This window comes from Rickettsia endosymbiont of Villa modesta, from assembly GCF_964026485.1.
GTDB classification, from domain to species: Bacteria; Pseudomonadota; Alphaproteobacteria; order Rickettsiales; family Rickettsiaceae; genus Rickettsia; species Rickettsia asembonensis.
In genome coordinates, this window is sequence record NZ_OZ032157.1 from 1,328,474 (window position 1) to 1,354,246 (window position 25,773).

Genomic DNA, 25,773 nt, shown 5'->3' on the forward strand with positions numbered 1-25,773 from the left:
ATGTCAATGAAAAATGTAAGCCGAGCCGTCATTGCGAGGAAATTGCATAGCAATTGACGAAGCAATCTCAGGATATTTGACGAGATTGCCACGCAGCCTAGGGCGGCATTGTTGCGTGGATACCGATGTCATTCCCGCGGAAGCGAGAATCTACCGCGTCATCCCGTGGTCAAGCCACGGGATGACAGCTAAAAGTACTGGATTCCCGCTTTCGCGGGGATGACATTAAGAATACGAGAATGACATTTACCTCTCAGGCAGTAATATCTCTCTTTTACCTGTATGATTAGGAGGCGAAACTATTCCCTCTTTCTCCATCTTCTCAACTAAGTTGGCAGCTTTGTTATAGCCGATTCTAAGCGATCTTTGGATATAGCTAATGGAGGATTTACGTTCGTCACGCACTATCTGCACGGCTTTTTTGTAAAGCACTTCATCAGATGTGCCGTCACCGATATCAATGCTACTATCGTCTTCTTCAGGTTGCTCGGTAACGGCAGAGATATATTCAGGCGTACCGGTCTCTTTCAAATATTCCGTAATTTTCTCGATTTCGGCTTCATTAACAAACGGTCCGTGTACCCTACTTATCTTTGAAGTATTACCCATAAATAACATATCACCCATACCGAGTAACTGCTCGGAGCCTTGCTCGCCTAAAATCGTTCGGCTATCGATTTTAGAGGTAACTTTAAAGCTAATACGGCTTGGAAAGTTGGCTTTAATGACACCGGTAATAACGTCTACAGAAGGTCTTTGAGTTGCCATAATAATATGGATGCCTGCCGCTCTTGCCATCTGAGCAAGCCTTTGAATCAACATCTCGATATCCTTACCGGCAACTAGCATTAAATCAGCCATCTCATCGACAATAACCACTATGTAAGGTAGCTTTTCCATATTCATCGTAACGGTTTCGTAAATAGGTTTACCTGTTTCAGGGTCAAAACCCGTTTGAATTGAACGCTCAATTACTCTATTCTCTTTAACCGCTTCTAAGATTTTTGTATTATAACCTGCAATATTCTTAACACCGATATTGCTCATCATTCTATAGCGATTTTCCATTTCCTTAACCGCCCATTTAAGAGCAACTACCGCTTTAGAAGGCTCGGTTACCACAGGAGTTAGCAAATGCGGTATTCCATCATAAGCCGATAATTCAAGCATTTTCGGGTCAATCATGATAAAGCGGCATTCTTCAGGAGTATAGCGGTACAAGAGCGAGACTATCATAGCGTTAATACCGACCGATTTACCTGAGCCAGTGGTTCCTGCTACTAATAAATGAGGCATTTTAGCAAGATCGGCAATCAGCGGCTTACCTGCTAAATCTTTACCCAAAACTAATGGTAATAAAGTTGATTTGTCTTGGTATTCGGGAGTTTCTATCAGTTCTTTTAAACAAAAGAATTCACGCTGCTTATTAGGAAGCTCAATGCCAAGCACATTTTTACCGGGTATGACTGCTATCCTTGTCGATAGAGCCGAAAGCGAGCGTGCTATATCGTCGGATAATCCTACTACCCTTGATGTTTTCGTACCTGCTGCCGGCTCAAATTCATATTGAGTTACAACAGGTCCTTGATTGATATTAATTATATGCCCTTTAACTCCAAAATCATTCAGCACGGTTAATAGCTCCTCGGCTTTTTGTTTTAGCTCTAAGGAAGAAGCCCCTTTTACATGATGGTTTTCAGGATCACGTAATAACGAAATAGGCGGCAATTCTGCTATTTCGCTTTGAGATATTTTAGGAACTGCTGGGGGTTTGCTAAAGAATTTTATAGGATTTGCAGGTACGGGTTTTGCTTCTTCAGTGAATTTTACTTTTTCACTTACAGGCTTTTGGTAAGAAGAAGTGATATTTATCTTATCATTATTGCTAGTAGGGAATAATCTTACTGAAGATAATTGTGAAAATATATTATGTAAAAAATATTGTACCCGATAGATTAAAAATTTACCTAGCTTAATAATAAAATTACTTAAAGAAGTAAATTTAATTTCAAGTAAAACAACTAATATAATAAAGGTAAAAAATATTAATAATACGTATAGTTGATTTGTAAATCGCTCAAAAAAATTAGAAGCTATTATTCCAACAGCTCCGCCTGCATTTGCAGGTATGAATTCTAGCTTAATCTTAGATAATAATGTGCTACTGCTAATGAGAGCAAGCAACATTACAAATATACGGATAAATGAGCCGCGATATCTTCCATACCAACAATTTCTACCCCAAACAAAGCAAGCAAGCGGTATAATAAAAGCAGCCAACCCAAAAAATTGATATAAAAAGTCTGATAAATAAGAGCCAGGAATTCCGACTAAATTACTAGGATACTCTGTTGTAACCGAGTTAAAAGACGGATCGTCTATATTATATGACGTGAGAACAGTAACAATAGCAAACCCAATTATCCCTAAGATAACAGCTTGTACTTTATTGTTTGAAAGAATTTTATTTATGTAATATAGCATAGTTTTAAATATTAAGCTAAATTATGAGTTTTATATCTTTTTCTATAATATTCTATAGGCTTTTCAATAAAGAAATAAATTAAAAAAGAAATAATTATTACTGTTATAAAAGTAACCAACGTATTAAGAAATGTCCCATTATCAGCCCAATATGAAATAGCAGGTAATATATTATATACTTCTTCAACATGAAGAGTTGTTAAAATGATTAGGCACAATGGTTTGAAAATTGTCATTTACCAATGAAGAAATTTTATTTTTATATTTTTCAATATTTTCAAAAAATATTCGTATAGAATCAGTAAATGTCTCAAAATTCGCATAAAATTTATTGTTACTTACAACAGAATGCATAAATTTCCACAGTCGTTCAATTGGATTCAAATTAGGACTATATGCTGGCAAAAATAGTAACTCTATTTTACTGTATTGTAGATATTCTTTTACCTTTTTTGACCTATGATATCCAGCATTATCGCATATCAAATAAATCTTACTTTTATCTTGATTATTTGCTTCTAATTCCTTTAAAAATTCAATAATATAATCACCATTAACCTTAGGATTGTCAGTTGTTACTACCTCTAAATCCTTAAGATTAATAGCACCAATAATATGTTTACGCTTCCAACCACTGAAACTTGGTAATGTTTTAACTACATTCTTTCTAATCCAACCAAACCTTGCTCGAGTTTGGTATTGAGGATGAACACTATCCATAAAATAAATAGACTCATCTTTAGCTAAATTATTTTTTAGCAAACTATATTGCAGCTTAAATTCCTCTTGCTTAGCTAAATCTATTTTTCCAGGAATTAACTTAGGTTTCTGATAACTAAAACCAAGTCTGTGTAATAGCTTGATTACCCCAGCTAATGTATAGATTACTCCATATTGACGTTCTATGAACAAACCTATATCTCTAGCATACACATAATTATTATTTTCTAGATGAACTATTAACTCTGCTTCCTCCTGTCTAGTAAGGTTACTATCACTACCGCCATTTCCAGGCCTAAGCTTCTGAGCATTATGATAATCTATTAAATGTTTTCTTATCCCTTCATCACTCAGTAATAACACTTTCGATATCTCATCAATACTATAGCTATCATCATACATGAAAACAGCTTTGATTCTATCACAAATCCTCTTATCCCTTTCGCTTCTATGGTAAAGCTTTAATTCTTCTTTTTCTACTGATGTTAATTTTCTATAAATCCATTCTTACTTAATAACACTTGCTGACTTCTTTGACAATTTTTCATTTACTAGAGGTATACAAGACAATTAAATGACAACAATATATTAGGTAAGAGAGTAAAGCAATTAATTTGTCTAACTTATTATCTTTGGTTAAGTCAAATATTTTTCCTAAAGATAGAGCAAATAAACAATAACAAAGTAATTTTTTTAATTGAGGCTCTATTGGGATAAAAGGAAAAGTAATAATTATTAATATAATATATAAATAGAGTAATTGACTAAGCCAAGACTTTTTTTCGTTTATTTCTTTACCAGAATAAATATAAAATGCTTGACTACCAATTAAGAAAATTGCCAGTTCAGAAGGAAAGAATCTATAAGACCAAGGATCTCCTATAAATCCGTTAAGTTGAAGGATAATTCTAGTAATTAAAGATATATAAATTATAGATATTTTTCTTTTTTAGAATCCAAGATGCTATTAAATAAAAAGAAATTTCTAACCCAATTGATCAACCAGGAGGTATCAATAAAAATTGATAAAGAGGAGGGGTGGAATCAATAAAGTATTTTGTAAAATGTACTGTATTATTATTAATTCCAATAAACATTGTTAGGTTTGTAAAAATTAAAAAAAACAGCCGGAAATGGAAGATTATACAATTGACTTAAAAAAGAAAATTTTTGCTGCAAGAAGAAAGTAACTAAAATACAAAAGATATAAGTAGGATAAAGCCTTAAATATCTACTTTTCCAAAATTTTATTTTGCTTGTATAATTGCTCTAAATCATAGCCATATAAAAGCCGGAAATCATGAAAAAAGATTGTACTGCGATTTCTAAACCTACAAATTTAAGAAATGGATGAGAATTTGAATGTGAAGCTACAACAGAAAGAGCAAATAATAACCTAACTACACCCATTATGTTAAATAATAATTATATTAACAATTATATAATATCCAAAACCTAAATCAAGTAACATAGCAACACTTCTCAATAATAGGATAAGTTATTTACATTAAAAGAACCATTTTGTATTATGAAAAATATATTTTTTTTACTTGAGGGAAAGGTAACCAAAATTCATGACCATAAAAATCCACACGGAAAAAGATTTCATAAAGATGCGGCTAGCTGGAAAATTAGCTGCAGAGACGCTCGATTTTATTACTGATTACGTAAAACCGAATGTCACTACTAATAGTTTAAATGACCTTTGTCATAATTTTATTACTTCTCATAATGCCATTCCTGCATCGTTAAATTATAAAGGCTTTCCAAAATCGATTTGTACTTCTATAAATCATGTGGTTTGTCACGGCATTCCAAACGATAAACCGTTAAAAAACGGTGATATAGTAAATATTGATGTTACAGTAATTTTAGACGGTTGGTACGGCGATACTAGCCGTATGTATTATGTCGGTGACGTAGCAATTAAGCCAAAGCGTCTTATTCAAGTAACTTATGATGCAATGATGAAAGGGATTGAAGTAGTTAGACCCGGTGCTAAACTCGGTGATATTGGCTATGCTATTCAAAGCTATGCCGAGAAACATAATTATTCTGTGGTTAGAGATTATACCGGTCACGGTATTGGAAGAGTTTTTCATGACGAACCATCAATATTAAATTACGGTCGCAGCGGCACGGGTCTAACGTTAGAAGAAGGGATGTTTTTCACCGTTGAACCTATGATAAATGCCGGTAATTATGATACTATATTAAGTAAATTAGATGGATGGACGGTTACTACACGTGATAAATCATTATCGGCTCAATTTGAGCATACTTTAGGCGTGACTAAAGATGGTTTTGAAATATTTACGTTATCACCTAAAAAACTTGATTATCCTCCATACTAAACTATAGGATAAAAATTGATTGTATGGTTTGATACAGTGATTTGATGTCATTCCTGCGAAGCAGGAATCCAACAGAACATATTAAAAAACTTGTTTTTTATATGTATTTTGTACTATAATTATAGGTTATTTTTTTGGATTCCTGCTTTCGCAGGAATAACATCAGCAACAAATTTGAGTAAACATAAAGAATGTTAGAAAATAATTTGATAGAATTTAGTAATGATGATACGCCTCATTATATAGGTCACCGTAAAAGAGTAAAAGAACGCTTCGTCGCTGCTGGAGCAGAACATTTTTCCGATTACGAATTACTTGAAGTAATGTTATTTTCGGCTATCCCTCGTAAAGACGTAAAACCTCTTGCTAAAAAATTACTTGATCATTTTGATATTACGGATTTAATTAACCTTGATAAGGAAAGGCTACTTAGTATTAAAGGCACCAATGAAAATTTATATATCAATTTTGCTTTAATACGTGAGTTGATAGATAGAGTATTGAAACAAAAAATAATAAATAAAAATATTATTGCTTCTTGGAGTTCTTTGATTGATTATTTAAAAGTTAATATGGGTAATATGCGACTAGAGCAATTTCGTATATTTATTTTTGAATAAGAAAAATATTTTAATTGCCGATGAGGTTTTAAGTCAAGGAACTATAGACCAAGCTGCAGTATATCCACGTGAGATAATTAAACGAGCTTTATTTAATGAAGCAAGCAGCCTTATACTTGTGCATAATCATCCAAGCGGCAGCCCTGAACCTTCAAAAGCCGACATTCATATGACAAATAAGATAGTAGAGACATGCCAAACCGTAAATATTATGGTACATGATCATGTCATTATAAGTAATAACAAATATTATAGTTTTAAATCTAATATGTTACTATGAATATAAATAGCTATAGCACTTTAGACTTTTTACATAACGTAGCTGATAAGGAGGAATTTGAAGGAGACACGGAACGCAGCACCGCAGCATACATACTAGTACGTGAGGATGCGAGTACTGGATCGACGTACAAATTACCCTTAGAAGCAAGTTATGTAGGAAGTCTATTGTTTATGTTTTCTTTTATAGCAACCGCTATATTAACATATATATTAACTAAATATCTTCCTGCAATCGGTTTAGTTGATGTACCTAGTAGTCGTCGCTCTCACGATAAGATAACACCGCGCGGCGGTGGTCTTGCTATTGTAATTGTCGTAATGATTGCTTTGAGCGGGTTTGAATATATAACGAGCAATAACCTTGCTAATTCAATAAAAATATTACCGTTATTATTGGTAATTGCCTCGATTTCCTTTTTAGATGACTTAAAAGCCGTACCTATTCTAATTCGTTTAATATTCCACTTAATTTGTGCAGCCTTTGCTATTTTTCTTTTTTCGCAGGTAAATTCCATTCATATACTAATATATTATATTTTAGTTATAGCTTTAAGCGGTTTTATTAATATATATAATTTCATGGACGGTATAGACGGTATGAGTTGTGTGGAATCTCTCCATCTATCTAGCACCATGCTTATATTATGTTTCTTACAATTTCCTGCTATTGATAATCCGTATTTTATAGCTAGCGTAAATGTGATTATTCTTGGTTGTTCTTGTGGTTTTTTAATATTTAATTGGCATCCGGCAAAAATATTTTTAGGAGATGTGGGAAGTATTAGCCTTGGATTCTTAACGGGCCTTTGCTTACTCTTGCTTGCTCTTACAAGCACTAATTTATTTGTAGCTTGTGCTATTGCTAGCTTATATTACATCACTGATGCAGTGCTAACCATATTAATTCGGCTACTCAATAAAGAAAAAATTTGGCAACCTCATCTAAAACATTTTTTTCAAAAAGCAGTACAAAAAGGTAAGTCTCATAAACAAGTAGTATCGATTATAGCAGTTTGTAATATATTTTTAATGATTATATCGGTTACATCTTTATATTTTCCCGTAATATCTATAATGCTTGCAATGGCCGTCATAACTTTAACAGTGCAGAGTTTATTAAAATGAAGCTAATTAAAGAGGATATCGATAAAATAGTTAGACGTATATTTGCCAAACAACATCCATTGCTGCCTGAAATCATGATTAACTGGAATAAAATAGTCGGATTTAACTTCAGCACTAAAGCATTACCTTTAAAAATCACCACATATACTTACAAAAAACAAAAGATTAATACGCTATTTATACAAGCAGAAGATAATGCTACGGCAGCAGAATTACCTTATTATCAAGATATTATTCTAGAACGTATTAAAATTTATTTAGGCTTTGAAGCAATACATCAAATGAACGTAACGTTTTATAAAGGAAAATCTAAGATATGATAACTCTATTATGTCATTCCTAACTCAGTAGTGTATACCTAATCGTCATTGCGAACGGGCGTAGACGTTGTTGCATGGCTCAAAAAAAGCATACAATATCATTACCGCGAAAGCAGGAATCCAGCATAAAGCGAGATAATTTGTATTTTTTAATTACTAGATCCCGTGGTCAAGCCACGGGATGACAAAGGGAAACTGATCCATGCAACAACACCTTGCAAGCAGATATTGTTGCGTGGATCGGTTTTCCGTCATTGCGAGAAGAATTACGTAGTAATTCGACGAAGCAATCTAGTAAAAAATTCTGATTTACAGAATTTTTTTTATTATTTTTTCTGGATTGCCACGTCGCTTCGCTCCTCGCAAAGCATTGTTGCGTGGACCGGTAAATGCTCTTTATGTCATTCCCGCGAAAGCGGGAATCCAGAAAAAAGTATACATACAGAAAATTTTTGAAATTAAAAGCTCGATTTATCTCGCTTTATGCTGGATTCCTGCTTTCGCAGGAATGACATCGGTATCCACGCAACAACGCCTCCTCGCAATGACGATTTGGTATCCATACAAGCAAAAAGCACACAAATAAAAAAAGGAGTCTTATTAAAGACTCCTTTTTCGTGTTAATAGTTTGTAAAAAGATTTGAGATCTAATTACATATCAAATCTTAATCCTGCCATTAAGTTATTACCTTTATAACGGGTTCCACCAAATTTAACCTTATTGCCGGCAACATTTTTAGTATTAGTTTTTGATTTACCGTAATCTGTCCAGCTATAAACGAGTTCTGCCTTCACACCTTGTGCTACTTCAAATGAAGTCCCTAAAGATAATTGATAAGCAAAGTTGGTTTTGTTTTTAGTGGTTCCTGAAAAATTAGTACTACTAATAACATTATTATTAGCAACAGTCTTAGTTGAAATATTTACTTTTTCTTTTACTAACGCAGCACCGACACCTGCTCCTGCAAACACTTTAAACATACTTACATCAATAAAATCTACATAACCGTTAAGTAATGCACTTACAATAGTAGGTTTATGTTTTACTGATACTGTAGTAGCAGTGGTGGTAGTGCCACCAGGACCACTTGTAAGTACACCTTCTGGAATCACAACACCATTAATAATAAGTTGTCCACCTGCTGAAATAACTGATGGTACAGTAGTAACAGTAGAGCTAGAGGTTGAAACATTTGTAGACTTTTTCATGTGGTTATTTGTTACCATTCCAATGGTAAAATCAGTTCTTAAATTATCCATGATATAATAACCTGCTCCAATATTACCGGTAAAACCTGTATTGGATTTTAACTTAACACTGCTATTTGAAGGCTTTGCTTTATCAAAAATCACGCCACCGGCATTAAGTTTTAAATAATATTGATTTTCCATAGATGATGACATCGATGAATTAGTAGATGAACCTACGGAAGAATTCATATCGCAATCAGCGAATGAAAGACCGGAAGTTAAAAGTGCTGTGCTTGCAGCTGCTATTAAAAGTAATTTTTTCATATTGTTAAATTTTTCCTTTAAATTTTATTAGTTGTTAGTAAAAACGATATTAGATAATAATTTTTACCTAAATTCGATAAAAAACAGTTTTAGGTGACATTTCTGAGTTGTCGCTTAATGTCACTCCGTGGCTTGACCACGGAGTCCAGTCTTTTTTTATATTTCTAGATACCGTGGTCAAGCCACAGTATGACATTGGGCTATCACTTAAAACTATTAATATATTCTTGTTAATTATATATCAAATCTTATACCGGCTGTTAAGTTATGGCTTTGATAACGCATGCCACCGGTTGGTACACTTGTTCCTTGGTAAATTACATTCTTACTTTTTGTTCTACCATCATCTATCCAGCTATAAGCTAGTTCTGCTTTAACACCGTCGGCGATTTGTGCAGAAGTACCTAAAGTTAGCTTGTAAGAGATATTAGTTCTGTTTTTAGTGTTAGATGAAAGACCTGTTATACCATTATATGTCATTTTCTCTTTAACTAATGCAGGACCAACACCAGCACCGGCAAAAACATCAAACATATCAAAATTAGTTAAATCTACATAACCGTTAATAAGTAAACGTGTAATAGTAGGTTTATGGCTTGCTGAAACGTTAGTACCGGTAAAAGGTGCATTAGTTGCAGCTCCAGATTTCTTTAACTTTCCACCTATTATAGTGCCTAATGTTAAATCGGCTCTAAAATTTTCGGAAATATAATAACCGATACCTAAATCAACCGGAACAGTCGTATTAGATTTTAATTTAACACCGGTTGCCTTATCTTTTTCTTTATTAAACATTGCTGCACCGGCATCTATTCTTAAATACCATTCATTATCCATGCCCTCAGCAAATGATACGCTAGAAGATAAAATTGTTGCACTTGTAGCAGCTATTAAAAGTAACTTTTTCATGGTTAGCACCTCAAATTAAATAATTAAACATTATCTTTAATGGCATATATAACATATTATATTTTTTAGTTCTATATTTAATCGGTAATTAGATTCATATAATAAAGCTTTTATAAAGTTTTGTGACAAAATAAACACATGTATTTAATTCATATTATTTATAACGCGAATTTAGGATAAGGAAGAAGAGAAGCATGGAATAAGAATAAAGTATTTACAAGTTAAGAGTGTTGGGTTACTGAAGTTTTTCAACAAAAAAACAAGAACCCGACAATGAAAAAATGTATCACAACTTTATTTTATATACTAGACAATTTTTGTGAAATATATGAAGAATGGGAGAAGCAAAAATTAATACCGACAGATAGAAAACGCCGGAGAGAAGGGAATTTAAGCCTTTCAGAGCTTTTAACTATCGTATTATATTTTTATATATCGCCGTGCAAAGATTTTAAGAATTATTATTTATATCACTTATCATATAAATATAGAGGTTATTTTAAATTACCAAGTTATAGTCGAATAATACAATTATGGTCAAGATTAATTCTACCGCTTGGTTATAATGTTGCAACTATTTAGAGGAGAGGAAACAGGAATTTATTGCATAGATTCAACTAAATTATCGATATGTCATACAAAACGTACAAATAGCAATAAAGTATTTAGTGGTATACTTCTTTTACCTGAAGAATTGGTAGTATTAGATATTAATTATCCATAAGAACATTGATTATTCGCTCATCTAAATATTCATTTTCCAACTTTTCAAGTTAAAGAAGTATATAGCTAAAATAGGGATGAGTAGTTATGGATGGTTTATGGGGTTTAAGTTGCATATAGTAATTAACAATAAGGGAGCGATTATGGCGATCAAAATTACCAAAGCAAATAATAGTGATTTATCGGTAGCAGACGATATAACTGATGGATTACAAGGTAAACTCTTTGGTGATAAGGGATATATTTCTAAGGAATTATTTACTAAATTATTAGGTCGTGGATTACGCTTATTTACAGGAATTAGAAAAGATATGAAGAATCATTTATTGGAAATGGAAGATAAAATACAGCTTAGAAAAAGGTCGTTGGTTGAGTCAGTATTTAATGTCCTAAAAAATAATATGAATCTTGAACACTCAAGGCATCGATCACCTACTAATTTTTTAGTTCATATTCTAGCTTGTGTTAATGCTTTTAATATTACTAAAACTAATATTTTAAACTCTTTTTTCGATAATCTTAAACTCTTCTTATCCTAAACTGGCGTTTATATATTTATTAAACTTATTTTTCTCATCTTTAAATTTATCGGCATCAGGCAAAGCAGGTTTTTTTTTGGTAATGTTTTTCCATCCTTTATTTTCTATAAAATCTTTTGCACGTTCTACCCATTCTATTAACTCCGGTGATTCGGGTTTGATAGCACCTATAGGACAATCAGGAACACATACGCCGCAATCTATACATTCATCAGGATTGATAACTAGCATAAATTCACCCTCGTAGAAACAATCTACAGGGCATACGTCAACGCAATCGGTATATTTACATTTTACGCATTCATCAGTTATAACATAGGTCATTTTGTTATCTGTTTTTGATTTTGTCGATTAATATAGAAGTTCTTAAAAGTAATACTAATAGAAAATATAATATAAAACTGATAAACATGATAATTAAAGGCTTTAGCATTGAAGAGTGAATAGTTGGACTCCCTAGCCTTAAAACACTAGCAGGCTGATGCAAACTATACCAAATATTTACCGAGAATTTTACTATCGGTATGTTAATCAGTCCGATAAGAGCAATAATAGAAGCAGGATTTTGTGCCTTTCTTATATTATCCGCACTATTTACTATGATAATATAGCTTAGATATAATAAAAATAATATGAGCATAGAGGTAAGTCTTGCATCCCAAACCCACCATGTTCCCCATATAGGTTTTCCCCATAAAGAACCTGTTACTAAGCTAATCAAAGTAAAAGTAGCCCCAACGTAACTAGAAGCTACGGCTAGCAAATAGCTAATAGTAGTTTTCCATACTAAATAGCTAAAGCTGCATGCTGCCATGAAAACATAAATACCAAGGGCCATCCAAGAAGCAGGAACATGAACATACATAATGCGTACAAACTCACCTTGTTGATAATCTACCGGCGAAACTATTAGAGCTAAATAAAGACCTATAATCATCATGACAAAAGTAGATATAGCTAATATAGGTATTATAACCTTTAATAATTTATTAAAATAATAGGGGGTTAATAGTTTTAACATATTTTCTTACTTCTTTATATCATTCTTGCGAGAGGCTTGCGTGCGTGGATACCGATGTTATTCCTGCGAAAGCAGGAATCTAGCATAAAGCGAGATAAATCGAGCTTTTAATTTCAAAAATTTTCTGTATTTATACTTTTTTTTCTGGATTCCCGCTTTCGTGGGAATGATATAAAGAGCATTTACCGGTCCACGCAACAATGCCTTGCGAGAAGAATTATATAGTAATTCGACGAAGCAATCTCAGGAGTTTGTTATTATTTCATGAGATTGCCACGCAGCCTACAGCTGCTCGCAATGAGGACTCCGGTATCAACAGTTCTACCATGATTATCGCATCCTCTTAAAAAACTCTTTCATTAATAGCCTCGAATCTTCCGCAAGAATTCCGCTATATATTTCCGGTCTATGAAAACAAGCACTACTATTAAAATATCGTAAATTACTTTCTACTGCTCCGTGCTTGGAATCAGAAGCCCCGTAAAATAAACGTTTTAACCTGCTATGAGATATAGCTGCCGCACACATAGCACAAGGTTCTAAAGTAACGTAAATATCATAATCATTTAAATTTTTAGAAGATATAAGATTACATGCTTCATTAATAGCAATAATTTCAGCATGATAAAGAGCGTTATTTTTTTCTTCGGTATTATTATGACTACTAACAATTATTTTTTGATTTAACCTATCTACAATCACTGCTCCAACCGGAACTTCATTTTTATCAAAAGCAATCCGTGCTTGTTTTAAAGCTTGCTCCATGAAAAAATTATTAAAATCCGTTTTTTTATCTAACAATATATTCACGGTAATTTATGTGTTCTTCGATTCCAAAAGGATCTTGGTGGATAATTATTTCAGCCTCCGGAAATTCCTGCAATATTTCAAAAGCAATCTCATCGCTAATTTTATGAGCATTATAAAGCGACATATTGCCGTCCATTTCCAAATGACACTGAATAAAAGCTTTTTGAGCAGCATATCTAGTTTTCATTTCGTGCATACCTTTTACGCCTAAATGGTTATTAACTATCGAGATAATTTTTTGTCTATCTTGTTCAGGTAATTCATGATCAACTAAATTTTTAAATGCCTTTTTAAATAAAGAATAAGAAGAGTGAAATATATATAACGAAATAACTACACCAAATAATGGGTCAACAAACCAAAAATAATCACTTAAATTTATAGAGATAATTACTATAACATTAGTTAGTAAGTCTGTGAAATAATGAAGCTTATCGGCTTTTACTATCTCCGATCCTGTTTTTTTAATTACATAAGTTTGATAAAGTACTAAAATAATTGTTAAGAATATACATACATACATTACTGTAGTACCGTCACTGATATTCTCCGGTTTTGTTTTTTCAAATAAAGATTTAACCGAAGAAAAGCCTACAAAAAAAGCTGAAGCAAAGAAAAATATCGATTGAGAAAAAATTGTTAAATCCTGCATTTTTTCATGCCCAAATCGATGATGATGATCGGGCGGTTGCAGGGCAAATCTTAAAGCTATTAAATTAATAAAGGAAGAAGTTATATCAAGCATTGAATCAATTAAAGAAGCAAGAATTGATTGCGAATCGGTAACAACCCAAGCGTATAATTTTATACTTAAAATAATTAATGCCGTAGTAACCGATAAATAAGATGCCGATTTTATTAACCGATTACGGCTATTAGTATCCATAACGAATCTTTCCAATTTATTTTTTGTAGTTTAACAAAGAAAATATAAAATTCAATTATAATTAGGTTCTGTGAACAAAATTAAAAATAATATTTTAAAATAAAAATAATTTAAATTTTGTTTACAGAATCTAGTTTTAACTTTACAAAATTCTAAAAACCATATACTTATTAAATTATATATTTAATAAGAGAGAATTTATATGAAACTATCATCTAAAATTATGATTATAGCTCTTGCAGCTTCTATGTTACAAGCCTGTAACGGTCCGGGCGGTATGAATAAACAAGGTACAGGAACACTTCTTGGGGGTGCCGGCGGTGCATTACTTGGTTCTCAATTCGGTAAGGGCAAAGGACAGCTTGTCGGAGTAGGTGTAGGTGCATTACTTGGGGCAGTTCTTGGTGGACAAATAGGTGCAGGTATGGATGAGCAGGATAGAAGACTTGCTGAACTCACTTCACAAAGAGCTTTAGAAGCAACACCTAGCGGCACTAGCGTAGAATGGCGTAATCCGGATAACGGTAATCATGGTTACGTAACACCTAATAAAACTTACAGAAATAGCACTGGTCAATATTGCCGTGAGTACACTCAAACAGTTGTAATAGGCGGAAAACAACAAAAAGCATACGGTAATGCATGCCGCCAACCTGACGGACAATGGCAAGTTGTCAACTAAAATGTTATACCGAAAAGTACTCTATGTCATTCCCGCGAAAGCGGGAATCCAGAAAAAAGCGAAATTATCTTGAGCTTTTAATTTAAAAAATTTAGTGTGTTATACTTTTTAGTGTCTAGATTCCTGCTTTCGCAGGAATGACATAAACAACACTCATAGGGGAGAGCATTTATGACTTTCATAATAACAAGTACGGCGTTTAAGCATAATGAGCGTATTCCTGATAAATTTACTTGTAAAGGACAGAATGTTTCTCCGCATTTAGAGTGGAGTGATGCTCCTATAGATACTAAATCTTTTGTGCTTATCATGGATGATCCTGATGCACCAATAGAAATAGCACCACCGCACGGTATATGGGATCATTGGATAATATATAATATTCCTGCTTCTATTACTGAGCTTTCAGAAGGACAAATAGATAGCAATATTAAAATTTAAGATAATAGCTGGAAAGAAAAGAAATACGGAGGTCCTTGTCCACCCTGCCGGTAAACCTCATCGTTATTTTTTCAAACTATACGCTCTAAATGATTATCTTGAGCTTGATGAAAACGCTAGCAAGCAAGATTTAGTATTAGCTTTGCAAAAACATTTACTAACTGAAACTGAATTAATCGGCATTTATTCTACGTGATGTCATGGCTTACCCGCATTAAACCGTCATTGCGAGCAGGTGTTGTTGCGTGGATCAATTTCACCTCTGTCATCCCGCGACTTGATCGCGGGATCCCGTTAAAAATACTAAAATTATTAGTATTTTTATTGTTTTTTGGATACCGTGGTCAAGCCACGGTATGACACCGAACGGATTTTTTGGTCCACGCAACAATACCATGCAGGAATGACGTAAAACTTTAAACACAAAATATTATCTTGGAAAAACCTATAATCGAGTTTCGTAACGTATCTAAAAAATTCGGTAATAAATTGCCGATAAATAACGTTAGCTTTACCGTCAAAAAAAACAATATCACTACTTTAATCGGCCCTAACGGTGCAGGTAAAACTACCATATTACGGTTAATGCTTGGGCTTGAAAAACCGACAAGCGGTGAGATTATAATTGATTCCAAATTAAAAATCGGATATGTACCACAGAAGTTCGGCCTAAGCCCTGATTTACCTATTACGGTGAAAAAATTTTTAGATTTGTTAGCACCGAGTAATTTTAATAACAATATTAAAGAGATTAACTCATTTATTGATTTGGAACATATAAAAGATCAAGAAATTTCTAAGCTCTCAGGAGGGCAGTTTCAAAAGGTAGTTCTTGCATGTTCAATAGTTAATAATCCTGATTTAATTATTTTAGATGAACCGCTGCAATCTTTAGACGTAACAAGCCAGCAGGAATTTTATCAGCTTATTAATCTGATTCGTAAAAAGCTAAATATTACGGTCTTTATGATCTCTCACGATTTATTTACCGTAATAAAAAACTCCGATCAAGTGATATGCTTAAACGGTCATATATGTTGTAGCGGAATACCAAACGAAATAACTCCTAACTCTGAATTCTCAAATGCACTTTCTTCTCTAGGCTTCTATACCCACCACCACGACCATAGGCATTAGACTTACTCCAAATATTGCTTTAAATATCTGCCGGTATGGCTTTCCGCACAAGCAGCAATGTCTGCAGGAGTGCCGCATACAACTATCTTACCGCCTTTGTCACCCCCCTCAGGACCGACGTCAATAATATAATCTGCCGTTTTTATAACATCTAAATTATGCTCGATAACTAAAACGGTATTTCCCATATCAACAAGTTTATGTAAAACTTTCAGCAATTTATTAATATCGTCAATATGTAGTCCCGTAGTCGGTTCATCAAGTATATAAAGCGTTTTACCAGTTGAACGTCTTGATAATTCTTTAGCAAGCTTAACACGTTGTGCTTCACCGCCTGAAAGAGTAGTAGCAGACTGACCGATTTTAATATAGCCTAGACCTACTTCATTTAAGGTAATTAGTTTTTCATAGATTAACGGAATTTTCTCAAAAAATTGCATTGCATCTTCTACCGTCATCATCAAAATATCGGCAATAGATTTGCCTTTATATTTTATTTCAAGTGTTTCTCTATTATATCTGTGACCATTACAAATATCACATTTTACATATACGTCAGGGAGAAAATGCATCTCTATTTTAATTAGCCCGTCACCTTGGCATGCTTCACATCTACCGCCTTTAACGTTAAACGAAAATCTGCCTACTTTATACCCTCTAGCTTTTGATTCAGGTAATTCCACAAACCAATCCCTAATATGGGTAAAGGCACCTGTATAAGTCACAGGGTTTGAACGAGGAGTTCTACCTATCGGGGATTGATTAATATCGATAATTTTATCAATATATTCAAGTCCTTTTAATTCTCTATATTTGCCGGGAAATACTTTACTAGTCGGCTCTAAATGCTTTAGAGCCGCTTTATATAGAGTATGAATCATCAAGCTTGATTTACCACTTCCCGATACTCCCGTTATAGCAGTAAAAGTACCAAGTGGAATTTTGATATCAACATTATCTAAATTGTTAGAAACTGCCCCAAGTAATTCAATTGACCTATTATCATGCCCTACTCTTGTTTCAGACGGCACTTTGATTGTTTGACGACCACTTAGATACCTACCTGTAATACTTTCTTCAAAATTCTTTATTTCTTCTGCATTGCCTTCTGCAATAACACGACCGCCGTGAATACCGGCTCCCGGTCCTATATCGATAATATGGTCTGCTTCATACATTGTTTCTTCGTCATGCTCGACTACCAAAACGGTATTACCCAGATCTCTAAGTCTTTTTAGGGTTTCGATTAATCTTGTATTATCTCGTTGATGAAGCCCTATAGACGGCTCATCAAGTACGTATAAAACACCACTAAGCCCTGATCCTATTTGAGATGCAAGACGAATACGCTGACATTCTCCTCCCGATAAAGTACCTGCTTCTCGTGATAACGTTAGATAATCAAGCCCGACATTCATAAGAAATTTTAATCTCTCAGTAATTTCTTTGAGTATACGCTCAGCAATAAATAATTGCCTTTTATTTAATTTTTCTTCTAAGTGACTAAACCATTTTTGCAAGGCTGCAATACTCATACCCGCTACTTCGCCTATATGAAAATTCGCTATTTTAACGCATAATGCTTCGTCTTTTAATCTAAACCCTGAGCAGGCAGTACATTTATGTTCTGACTTAAATTTAGCTAGTTCTTCTTTAATTAAAACCGACTCTATAGTACGGTCCTTTTCCTGCAAACTTGGTATTATACCGGCAAAAGGTTGTTTTATTATTTGCGTTTTAGAACCGTCGTGAAATTCAAACTTTATTGCCTCTTCTCCTGAACCTTCAAATAAAATATCCTTAACATTTTGTGATAAACTTACAAAAGGTACTTCAATAGAAAATTTATAATGATCGGCAAGAGCCTTTAATGTCTCTAGGATAAATTTAGAAGATGTGCTACCCCAAGGCACTATTGCACCGTCTTTAATAGAAATTCTTTGATCTGGAACAATTAATTCTCTATCAAAGAAAAACTCTTTACCTATCCCTTCACATTTAGGACATGCTCCAAAAGGACTGTTAAAAGAAAAAATTCGAGGCTCTATTTCAGTAAGCTGAAAACCGGATACCGGACAAGAATATTTTTCGGAAAAAGTAATACGTTGATTTTTTTCAAATTCGGTCTTAACTGCCGGCGGCAATTCTACAATTTCTAAATAAGTAATACCTTCGGCAAGATTTAACGAACTCTCTAAGCTATCTGCAAGCCTATTACCTAAACTTTCGTCTAGAACTATTCTATCAACGATGACTTCTATATTATGCTTCTTATTTTTATCAAGTTTCGGTAAATCATCAATTTCACAAACTTCACCGTTAACTATTAATTTCTGAAAGCCTTGCTTTTTCAGGTTCATAATTTCACGTTTGAACTCCCCCTTATGTCCTCTAACAATAGGAGCAAGTAAATATACTTTCGTGCCTCTAGGTAGTTCATTAATTATATCTACCATCTCAGAAATCGTTTGGCTATATATCGGAAGACCGGTTGCCGGAGAGTAAGGAATACCCACCCTTGCATATAATAACCTAAGGTAATCGTAAATTTCCGTTATAGTTCCAACCGTAGAACGAGGATTTTTAGAAGTAGTTTTTTGGTCAATTGCAATAGCAGGCGATAATCCGGAAATAGATTCCACATTCGGTTTATTTTGTAAATGCAAGAATTGCCTTGCATATGAAGACAAGCTTTCAACATATCGCCTTTGACCTTCTGCATAAATAGTATCAAAAGCTAAAGAAGACTTGCCTGAACCACTAAGACCGGTGATAACAACAAATTTATTCCTTGGAATATCAACATTTATATTTTTTAGATTATGCTCTTTAGCACCGCGTACCTTAATATATTCTTGGTTCATAATCACTTCACTACAAAATTTTTGAGATATTTTTTAAAAAACCTGTAGTATTATAGGCTCTTTTATTTTATTATTGCAATAATAATATTTTAAAATAGGTAGTAATCTATGGCAGGTAGTTTAAATAAAGTAATATTAATAGGTAATGTAGGGCGTGATCCGGAAATTAGAACTACGGGCGAAGGGAAAAAAATCATTAATCTTTCCTTAGCAACAACCGAAACTTGGAAAGATCGCATTACCAGCGAACGAAAAGAACGAACTGAATGGCATAGAGTAGTCATATTTAGCGAAGGATTAGTATCTGTTGTAGAACGCTATGTCACAAAAGGTAGTAAATTATATATTGAAGGTTCATTGCAAACCCGTAAGTGGAATGATAATTCAGGTCAAGAAAAATATACCACGGAAGTTGTGTTACAAAATTTTAATTCACAATTAATATTATTAGATAGTAAAAACTCTAATAATCATACTCAAGATTCAGGGCATAGCGAATATAAACATCCTGAAGCTAAAAATCATTCCTTTGACCATAGCGACTTAGACGACGAAATACCATTTTAATTATTTTCTGTCATTGCGAGAAAAATTACGTAGTAATCAGGGCGAAGCAATCCAGTAAAAAATTCTGTAAATCAGAATTTTTTATTATTTTTCTTGGATTACCACGCTCCCTACGGTCGCTCGCAATGACGATTTGGTGTCCACGCAGGAATATCATTAAAGACATGCAAGTAACTTCTACCAAATATTGCCTATAAATATTATGAAAAAACTTCTTTGTATAATATTCCTTACATCAATATTTCTTTCAGGGTGTTCTACCACTCATGATGTAGCTAGTAGGGTAAAGCATTCACAAGATATAGCAACTCAAAATAACTTTCAGATGAGGCTAGTAAACGGTGGTGATTTTACTCTTACGACTTATCAGCGTATTACCGACCATAACCTACCTTTCGTATTCTATATTGAGGGAGATGGGCATCTTGCGGATGGCGGCGTTAACTCTGACAACCCTACCCCTGTTAATCCGATGCTCTTGAAGCTTGCTACAATCGATAAAAGACCGAATGTTGTTTATATAACACGACCTTGTCAATATACTCCTTTAGAAATGAATCCAAAATGCGTTAGCGATTATTGGTTAGATAAAAGAATGGGGCAGGAAGTCGTAGATTCAATTAACAATGTCATAAATATTATCAATAACGGACAAAAATTTAGCTTAGTCGGCTTCTCCGGTGGCGGCGGGCTTACAATATTAATTGCCGCTCAAAATAGTAATGTTAAAGATATTATAACGATTGCCGGTAATTTAGATACTAAAAAGTTCGATAAATATCATAATTATCGTGGTTACTTAGTTAAATCGTTAAACCCAATAAATTATGCAAAGCAGGTTAATAATATCCCTCAATTACATCTCTCCGGCATGGATGACAAAAGGGTCCCGCCTTTCATAGCAGAACTTTACGTAAAAACAAGTAACTCACCATGTGTAAAAAAGCAAACTTTTCCTAATATTTCTCATGCAAAAGGTTGGGATAAAATTTGGTCTAATATATTAGATATTCCTCTGATTTGTAATTAAGCATTAGGAAATATTATTAATCTATTTAAACATATAAACAAAATCCTTTATTGACTTTTATACAAAACAGTATTAATTCTTTTTACAATTTAATTTTTTATACAGGAATTATGCTAGGCTACGAAAAAGAACAAAGAAGTTTGACAAAAGAACAAAAACAAGTTGTAGGGTTGTTATCTGTAGGAACCTTATTGGAATATTTTGATCTTATGCTTTATGTCCATATGTCCGTACTTCTTAATGAGCTTTTTTTCCCAAAAGCTGATGCTTATGCTACTTCGCTTTACTCTATAGCAGCTTTATGTGCTACTTTTATCTTTAAGACCGCTCGGAGCTCTCGTTTTTGGATATTTAGGCGATACATATGGGCGAAAAACTACAGTAGTTATAACAACTATGATGATGGCTACTTCGTGCATAGTAATGGCATTACTTCCTACTCACAATGAAATTGGTATAACAGCTTCTATTATAATAATATTATGTAGAATTGTTCAAGGTATGTCCTCAATGGGAGAGGTAATAGGAACAGAAGTTTATTTAACCGAATTTACTAAGCCTCCAATACAATATCCTATTGTAGCCTTAGCTACGGTTTTCGCTACTGTAGGAACTTTCGCAGCTTTAGGGGTTGCTACTATTGTGACTTCTTATGGCTTTAATTGGCGTTATGTATTTGGTATCGGTGCAATTATTGCCGTTGTAGGAACATTAGCAAGAACCGCATTACGAGAAACCCCTGAATTTGCTAATGCAAAGCTTAAATTACTTAAAACTTTTGAAAAAGCTAATAGGGATATAAAAGTATTAGAAAATAATCCTATTTGGAAAGAAAAAATTAATAAAAAGACAGCAATAGCTCTATTTATAATGGATTGTGCATGGCCTGTATGTTTTTATTTTGCATATATTTATTGCGGCAATATTCTTGTAACCAAATTTAACTGTACTCCTGAACAAGTTATAAAACAAAATTTCAAATTATCTATAATAGAACTTATAAGTATAATAATAGTAGCAGCATTAAGTTATAAGATATATCCTTTAAAAATTCTAAAAGCATTATTAGGTATTTTTACTATTACAATATTACTATGTCCATATTTATTAAATAAGGCTTCTAATCCAAATCAAATATTCATTATTCAATCACTTATCATGGCTTTTACCCTTAATGTTATGCCGGCTGTACCAAATTGTTTTAGACATTTTCCAATCTTTAAACGCTTTACTTCCGTAACATTTACATATGCTTTATCAGCTGCTTGTATGTATGTTATTAGCTCTTTTGGTTTTCCTCATTTAATAAAAACCTTGGGAAACTGGGGAGTATTAATTATTATGATTCCAACAAGTATTGGATTTGGATTTGGTATATTTCATTTTGAAAAATTGGAGAAAGAAAGTGGAAATTATCCAACGAAATCTTTTGCCCCTTCTCCAGTGATGTCTGCTTAATTGATAAATATTTTTGCATTTTATTATTAACCGGCAGCAGGTACAAAATCACCGCCTAACATGCTAACATCATCATCATTTATATTTTGGCTATCAATTATTTCGTTAAGCTGGTTCTCTATAATCATGAGTTTTAATTTTGTAGATTTATCAACTATAAGCTCTTGCATACTAGCAGTTATTGTCTCTATATCGGTTGTATTATTAAGTTCTTTAGCTTTGTGTATTATCTCATCTATAGTGTCTTTTATTATAGCTTTATCTTTAGCATTTATTGCAATATTAGTGTCTACTTTACCGTTTATTCCATCAGCCAACTTTTGAAAACCATCTATTTTATGCAATAAGTCACATACATTTTTTAAACCTTTATTCTTAGCTATACTTAAAGTTGTTTCACCATTATTAGTAACCTGATTAATAGCCTCCTTAGACATTTTAGATATACTTCTTCAACATGAAGAGTTGTTAAAATGATTAGGCACAATGGTTTGAAAATTGTCATTTACCAATGAAGAAATTTTATTTTTATATTTTTCAATATTTTCAAAAAATACTCGTATAGAATCAGTAAATGTCTCAAAATTCGCATAAAATTTATTGTTACTTACAACAGAATGCATAAATTTCCACAGTCGTTCAATTGGATTCAAATTAGGACTATATGCTGGCAAAAATAGTAACTCTATTTTACTGTATTGTAGATATTCTTTTACCTTTTTTGACCTATGATATCCAGCATTATCGCATATCAAATAAATCTTACTTTTATCTTGATTATTTGCTTCTAATTCCTTTAAAAATTCAATAATATACTTCTTTTACCTGAAGAATTGGTAGTATTAGATATTAATTATCCATAAGAACATTGATTATTCGCTCATCTAAATATTCATTTTCCAACTTTTCAAGTTAAAGAAGTATATAATCACCATTAACCTTAGGATTGTCAGTTGTTACTACCTCTAAATCCTTAAGATTAATAGCACCAATAATATGTTTACGCTTCCAACCACTGAAACTTGGTAATGTTTTAACTACATTCTTTCTAATCCAACCAAATCTTGCTCGAGTTTGGTATTGAGGATGAACACTATCCATAAAATAAATAGACTCATCTTTAGCTAAATTATTTTTTAGCAAACTATATTGCAGCTTAAATTCCTCTTGCTTAGCTAAATCTATTTTTCCAGGAATTAACTTAAGTTTCTTATAACTAAAACCAAGTCTGTGTAACAGCTTGATTACCCCAGCTAATGTATAGATTACTCCATATTGACGTTCTATGAACAAACCTATATCTCTAGCATACACATAATTATTATTTTCTAGATGAACTATTAACTCTGCTTCCTCCTGTCTAGTAAGGTGACTATCACTACCGCCATTTCCAGGCTTAAGCTTCTGAGCATTATGATAATCTATTAAATGTTTTCTTATCCCTTCATCACTCAGTAATAACACTTTCGATATCTCATCAATACTAACGCCAGTTTAGGATAAGAAGAGTTTAAGATTATCGAAAAAAGAGTTTAAAATATTAGTTTTAGTAATATTAAAAGCATTAACACAAGCTAGAATATGAACTAAAAAATTAGTAGGTGATCGATGCCTTGAGTGTTCAAGATTCATATTATTTTTTAGGACATTAAATACTGACTCAACCAACGACCTTTTTCTAAGCTGTATTTTATCTTCCATTTCCAATAAATGATTCTTCATATCTTTTCTAATTCCTGTAAATAAGCGTAATCCACGACCTAATAATTTAGTAAATAATTCCTTAGAAATATATCCCTTATCACCAAAGAGTTTACCTTGTAATCCATCAGTTATATCGTCTGCTACCGATAAATCACTATTATTTGCTTTGGTAATTTTGATCGCCATAATCGCTCCCTTATTGTTAATTACTATATGCAACTTAAACCCCATAAACCATCCATAACTACTCATCCCTATTTTAGCTATATACTTCTTTAACTTGAAAAGTTGGAAAATGAATATTTAGATGAGCGAATAATCAATGTTCTTATGGATAATTAATATCTAATACTACCAATTCTTCAGGTAAAAGAAGTATACCACTAAATACTTTATTGCTATTTGTACGTTTTGTATAACATATCGATAATTTAGTTGAATCTATGCAATAAATTCCTGTTTCCTCTCCTCTAAATAGTTGCAACATTATAACCAAGCGGTAGAATTAATCTTGACCATAATTGTATTATTCGACTATAACTTGGTAATTTAAAATAACCTCTATATTTATATGATAAGTGATATAAATAATAATTCTTAAAATCTTTGCACGGCGATATATAAAAATATAATACGATAGTTAAAAGCTCTGAAAGGCTTAAATTCCCTTCTCTCCGGCGTTTTCTATCTGTTGGTATTAATTTTTGCTTCTCCCATTCTTCATATATTTCACAAAAATTGTCTAGTATATAAAATAAAGTTGTGATACATTTTTTCATTGTTGGGTTCTTGTTTTTTTGTTGAAAAACTTCAGTAACCCAACACTCTTAACTTGTAAATACTTTATTCTTATTCCATGCTTCTCTTCTTCCTTATCCTAAATTCGCGTTACTATAGCTATCATCATACATGAGAACAGCTTTGATTCTATCACAAATCCTCTTATCCCTTTCGCTTCTATGGTAAAGTTTTAATTCTTCTTTTTCTACTGATGTTAATTTTCTATAAATCCATTCTTACTTAATAACACTTGCTGACTTCTTTGACAATTTTTCATTTACTAGAGGTATATAATATCTGAACCATATCCGTAAGAAGCATAAAAAATTCCTTCTGGCTTTAATGCAGCGTGAATTTTTTTATAAACATTGGTTGTTTCATTATAAGGCACATGAAGGAGAGTTGCTTGAGCCCAAACACCATCAAACGACTCCTTAAAATCGATATCTTGAAAAGTTGAGCGCAGTATGTTTATTCCGGTTTCTTTTGTGGCTAATTTCACCATTTCGGTGAACCGTCAAAAGCAGTAACTTAGTAGCCTTGACTTAAAAAATATTTTGTATCACGACCAACTCCGCAACCAGCATCTAGAATATGAGCTTTATTCGGCAAATAGCTAATAAATTCTTTATAATTATCAGATAAATCTGCATTGATTGTTCTGTTATAAAACTCTTGAGCATTATTATTATAATATTGTATATTTTTCATAATTTTATATTTATTCCCAACTATTAGTATATTTATACTCAGCAAACAATAAAATACAAATAATTTCTATTATATCTTTTCATTGACTATT

General features: G+C 32.8%; 23 protein-coding genes and 8 pseudogenes. 14 read left to right on the forward strand and 17 right to left on the reverse strand.

Annotated features, from left to right (window positions below; translation table 11 throughout):
• Positions 1-246: 246 nt before the first annotated feature.
• Together AC5584_RS07555 and AC5584_RS07560 are read right to left on the reverse strand one after the other, a co-directional pair.
• Complete coding sequence (locus AC5584_RS07555) at positions 247-2,484, reverse strand: DNA translocase FtsK (protein WP_499216365.1); 2,238 nt, start codon at positions 2,482-2,484, stop codon at positions 247-249.
• A gap of 183 nt (positions 2,485-2,667) precedes the next feature.
• Entirely contained in the window at positions 2,668-3,705 is a 1,038-nt protein-coding gene (locus AC5584_RS07560) for an IS630 family transposase (protein WP_499217042.1), read from the reverse strand.
• 1,073 nt (positions 3,706-4,778) lie between these two features.
• On the opposite strand from AC5584_RS07560, the gene map reads away from it, so the two are divergent.
• The 7 genes and pseudogenes from map to AC5584_RS07595 all read left to right on the forward strand — a co-directional run bounded on the left by map (position 4,779) and on the right by AC5584_RS07595 (position 8,491).
• Entirely contained in the window at positions 4,779-5,558 is a 780-nt protein-coding gene (gene map, locus AC5584_RS07565) for a type I methionyl aminopeptidase (RefSeq protein ID WP_499216366.1), read from the forward strand.
• Positions 5,559-5,749: 191 nt separating this feature from the next.
• Positions 5,750-6,052, forward strand: a pseudogene (locus tag AC5584_RS07570) (UPF0758 domain-containing protein); the annotation flags it as partial.
• Positions 6,053-6,058: 6 nt separating this feature from the next.
• A pseudogene (locus tag AC5584_RS07575) lies at positions 6,059-6,468 on the forward strand (JAB domain-containing protein).
• A 16-nt stretch (positions 6,469-6,484) separates the two neighbouring features.
• Positions 6,485-6,617: pseudogene (locus tag AC5584_RS07580) on the forward strand (palindromic element RPE1 domain-containing protein); the annotation flags it as partial.
• 14 nt (positions 6,618-6,631) lie between these two features.
• Entirely contained in the window at positions 6,632-7,585 is a 954-nt protein-coding gene (locus tag AC5584_RS07585) for an MraY family glycosyltransferase (RefSeq protein ID WP_499217043.1), read from the forward strand.
• On the forward strand, positions 7,582-7,905 hold the full coding sequence (locus AC5584_RS07590; RefSeq protein WP_410527598.1) for a DciA family protein: 324 nt from the start codon (positions 7,582-7,584) through the stop codon (positions 7,903-7,905). The genes AC5584_RS07585 and AC5584_RS07590 overlap by 4 nt, the downstream gene beginning before the upstream one ends.
• A 370-nt stretch (positions 7,906-8,275) precedes the next feature.
• Positions 8,276-8,491, forward strand: a complete 216-nt coding sequence (locus AC5584_RS07595; protein WP_499216367.1) for a hypothetical protein — start codon at positions 8,276-8,278, stop codon at positions 8,489-8,491.
• A 65-nt stretch (positions 8,492-8,556) separates the two neighbouring features.
• Here AC5584_RS07595 and AC5584_RS07600 read toward each other — a convergent pair whose 3' ends face one another.
• From AC5584_RS07600 to adr, 3 genes are all read right to left on the reverse strand, one after another.
• A complete protein-coding gene (locus tag AC5584_RS07600) occupies positions 8,557-9,420 on the reverse strand; it encodes an outer membrane protein (protein ID WP_499216368.1) in 864 nt (287 codons plus the stop codon).
• Positions 9,421-9,487: 67 nt separating this feature from the next.
• On the reverse strand, positions 9,488-9,616 hold the full coding sequence (locus AC5584_RS07605; protein ID WP_499216369.1) for a hypothetical protein: 129 nt from the start codon (positions 9,614-9,616) through the stop codon (positions 9,488-9,490).
• Positions 9,617-9,654: 38 nt separating this feature from the next.
• Positions 9,655-10,329 (reverse strand): adhesin Adr, encoded by a 675-nt coding sequence (adr, locus tag AC5584_RS07610; protein ID WP_499216370.1) that lies wholly within the window; start codon positions 10,327-10,329, stop codon positions 9,655-9,657.
• Between the two features lie 273 nt (positions 10,330-10,602).
• Here adr and AC5584_RS07615 point away from each other — a divergent pair.
• A pseudogene (locus tag AC5584_RS07615) lies at positions 10,603-11,591 on the forward strand (IS982 family transposase).
• On the opposite strand, the gene fdxA reads toward AC5584_RS07615, so the two are convergent.
• The 4 genes from fdxA to AC5584_RS07635 form a co-directional block, all read right to left on the reverse strand.
• Positions 11,583-11,915: a ferredoxin FdxA gene (fdxA, locus tag AC5584_RS07620; RefSeq protein WP_499216371.1), complete on the reverse strand. Its 333-nt coding sequence runs from the start codon at positions 11,913-11,915 to the stop codon at positions 11,583-11,585. The pseudogene AC5584_RS07615 and the gene fdxA sit on opposite strands and share 9 nt — an antisense overlap.
• Before the next feature lie 4 nt (positions 11,916-11,919).
• Positions 11,920-12,612, reverse strand: coding sequence for a heme ABC transporter permease (locus tag AC5584_RS07625; RefSeq protein ID WP_410526754.1), 693 nt, complete (start codon positions 12,610-12,612; stop codon positions 11,920-11,922).
• 330 nt (positions 12,613-12,942) lie between these two features.
• Positions 12,943-13,422: a nucleoside deaminase gene (locus AC5584_RS07630; protein WP_499216372.1), complete on the reverse strand. Its 480-nt coding sequence runs from the start codon at positions 13,420-13,422 to the stop codon at positions 12,943-12,945.
• Positions 13,403-14,308 (reverse strand): cation diffusion facilitator family transporter, encoded by a 906-nt coding sequence (locus AC5584_RS07635; protein ID WP_410526756.1) that lies wholly within the window; start codon positions 14,306-14,308, stop codon positions 13,403-13,405. The genes AC5584_RS07630 and AC5584_RS07635 overlap by 20 nt, the downstream gene beginning before the upstream one ends.
• A 202-nt stretch (positions 14,309-14,510) precedes the next feature.
• On the opposite strand from AC5584_RS07635, the gene AC5584_RS07640 reads away from it, so the two are divergent.
• Positions 14,511-14,990, forward strand: coding sequence for an RT0821/Lpp0805 family surface protein (locus tag AC5584_RS07640; RefSeq protein WP_499216373.1), 480 nt, complete (start codon positions 14,511-14,513; stop codon positions 14,988-14,990).
• A gap of 171 nt (positions 14,991-15,161) precedes the next feature.
• A pseudogene (locus AC5584_RS07645) lies at positions 15,162-15,627 on the forward strand (YbhB/YbcL family Raf kinase inhibitor-like protein).
• A 37-nt stretch (positions 15,628-15,664) separates the two neighbouring features.
• Here AC5584_RS07645 and AC5584_RS07650 read toward each other — a convergent pair.
• Positions 15,665-15,828: pseudogene (locus tag AC5584_RS07650) on the reverse strand (MFS transporter); the annotation flags it as partial.
• A 38-nt stretch (positions 15,829-15,866) separates the two neighbouring features.
• Between AC5584_RS07650 and AC5584_RS07655 the strand changes: the two are divergent.
• The gene (locus tag AC5584_RS07655) at positions 15,867-16,568 is read left to right on the forward strand and encodes an ATP-binding cassette domain-containing protein (protein ID WP_499216374.1); all 702 of its coding nucleotides are present in this window, start codon (positions 15,867-15,869) and stop codon (positions 16,566-16,568) included.
• Positions 16,569-16,570: 2 nt separating this feature from the next.
• Here the strand turns inward: AC5584_RS07655 and uvrA are convergent, their stop codons facing one another.
• On the reverse strand, positions 16,571-19,432 hold the full coding sequence (gene uvrA / locus AC5584_RS07660; RefSeq protein ID WP_499216375.1) for an excinuclease ABC subunit UvrA: 2,862 nt from the start codon (positions 19,430-19,432) through the stop codon (positions 16,571-16,573).
• 108 nt (positions 19,433-19,540) lie between these two features.
• Here uvrA and AC5584_RS07665 point away from each other — a divergent pair, with 108 nt between their 5' ends.
• The 3 genes and pseudogenes from AC5584_RS07665 to AC5584_RS07675 all read left to right on the forward strand — a co-directional run bounded on the left by AC5584_RS07665 (position 19,541) and on the right by AC5584_RS07675 (position 22,487).
• Entirely contained in the window at positions 19,541-19,999 is a 459-nt protein-coding gene (locus AC5584_RS07665) for a single-stranded DNA-binding protein (RefSeq protein WP_041079061.1), read from the forward strand.
• A gap of 202 nt (positions 20,000-20,201) precedes the next feature.
• Entirely contained in the window at positions 20,202-21,029 is an 828-nt protein-coding gene (locus tag AC5584_RS07670; protein WP_499216376.1) for an alpha/beta hydrolase family protein, read from the forward strand.
• A 110-nt stretch (positions 21,030-21,139) separates the two neighbouring features.
• Positions 21,140-22,487: pseudogene (locus AC5584_RS07675) on the forward strand (MFS transporter).
• Between the two features lie 26 nt (positions 22,488-22,513).
• On the opposite strand, the gene AC5584_RS07680 reads toward AC5584_RS07675, so the two are convergent.
• The 6 genes and pseudogenes from AC5584_RS07680 to AC5584_RS07705 form a co-directional block, all read right to left on the reverse strand.
• A complete protein-coding gene (locus AC5584_RS07680; protein WP_499216377.1) occupies positions 22,514-22,924 on the reverse strand; it encodes a hypothetical protein in 411 nt (136 codons plus the stop codon).
• Positions 22,925-22,939: 15 nt separating this feature from the next.
• Entirely contained in the window at positions 22,940-23,299 is a 360-nt protein-coding gene (locus AC5584_RS07685; RefSeq protein WP_499217044.1) for a transposase, read from the reverse strand.
• A gap of 100 nt (positions 23,300-23,399) precedes the next feature.
• Positions 23,400-23,951: a winged helix-turn-helix domain-containing protein gene (locus AC5584_RS07690; protein WP_499216378.1), complete on the reverse strand. Its 552-nt coding sequence runs from the start codon at positions 23,949-23,951 to the stop codon at positions 23,400-23,402.
• Positions 23,952-23,981: 30 nt separating this feature from the next.
• Positions 23,982-24,970: pseudogene (locus AC5584_RS07695) on the reverse strand (IS982 family transposase).
• A gap of 281 nt (positions 24,971-25,251) precedes the next feature.
• Positions 25,252-25,476, reverse strand: a complete 225-nt coding sequence (locus AC5584_RS07700) for a methyltransferase domain-containing protein (protein ID WP_499216379.1) — start codon at positions 25,474-25,476, stop codon at positions 25,252-25,254.
• A gap of 26 nt (positions 25,477-25,502) precedes the next feature.
• Complete coding sequence (locus AC5584_RS07705) at positions 25,503-25,682, reverse strand: class I SAM-dependent methyltransferase (RefSeq protein WP_410527621.1); 180 nt, start codon at positions 25,680-25,682, stop codon at positions 25,503-25,505.
• Positions 25,683-25,773 lie beyond the last annotated feature (91 nt).

Bases quoted from the DNA above. Each gene is read 5' to 3' on its own strand.
- AC5584_RS07555 (WP_499216365.1), bottom strand. From the start codon at position 2,484: ATGCTATATTACATAAATAAAATTCTTTCAAACAATAAAGTACAAGCT.
- map (WP_499216366.1), top strand. From the start codon at position 4,779: ATGACCATAAAAATCCACACGGAAAAAGATTTCATAAAGATGCGGCTA.
- AC5584_RS07585 (WP_499217043.1), top strand. From the start codon at position 6,632: ATGTTTTCTTTTATAGCAACCGCTATATTAACATATATATTAACTAAA.
- AC5584_RS07590 (WP_410527598.1), top strand. From the start codon at position 7,582: ATGAAGCTAATTAAAGAGGATATCGATAAAATAGTTAGACGTATATTT.
- AC5584_RS07600 (WP_499216368.1), bottom strand. From the start codon at position 9,420: ATGAAAAAATTACTTTTAATAGCAGCTGCAAGCACAGCACTTTTAACT.
- AC5584_RS07605 (WP_499216369.1), bottom strand. From the start codon at position 9,616: ATGTCATACTGTGGCTTGACCACGGTATCTAGAAATATAAAAAAAGAC.
- adr (WP_499216370.1), bottom strand. From the start codon at position 10,329: ATGAAAAAGTTACTTTTAATAGCTGCTACAAGTGCAACAATTTTATCT.
- fdxA (WP_499216371.1), bottom strand. From the start codon at position 11,915: ATGACCTATGTTATAACTGATGAATGCGTAAAATGTAAATATACCGAT.
- AC5584_RS07625 (WP_410526754.1), bottom strand. From the start codon at position 12,612: ATGTTAAAACTATTAACCCCCTATTATTTTAATAAATTATTAAAGGTT.
- AC5584_RS07635 (WP_410526756.1), bottom strand. From the start codon at position 14,308: ATGGATACTAATAGCCGTAATCGGTTAATAAAATCGGCATCTTATTTA.
- AC5584_RS07640 (WP_499216373.1), top strand. From the start codon at position 14,511: ATGAAACTATCATCTAAAATTATGATTATAGCTCTTGCAGCTTCTATG.
- uvrA (WP_499216375.1), bottom strand. From the start codon at position 19,432: ATGAACCAAGAATATATTAAGGTACGCGGTGCTAAAGAGCATAATCTA.
- AC5584_RS07665 (WP_041079061.1), top strand. From the start codon at position 19,541: ATGGCAGGTAGTTTAAATAAAGTAATATTAATAGGTAATGTAGGGCGT.
- AC5584_RS07670 (WP_499216376.1), top strand. From the start codon at position 20,202: ATGAAAAAACTTCTTTGTATAATATTCCTTACATCAATATTTCTTTCA.
- AC5584_RS07680 (WP_499216377.1), bottom strand. From the start codon at position 22,924: ATGTCTAAGGAGGCTATTAATCAGGTTACTAATAATGGTGAAACAACT.
- AC5584_RS07700 (WP_499216379.1), bottom strand. From the start codon at position 25,476: ATGGTGAAATTAGCCACAAAAGAAACCGGAATAAACATACTGCGCTCA.
- AC5584_RS07705 (WP_410527621.1), bottom strand. From the start codon at position 25,682: ATGAAAAATATACAATATTATAATAATAATGCTCAAGAGTTTTATAAC.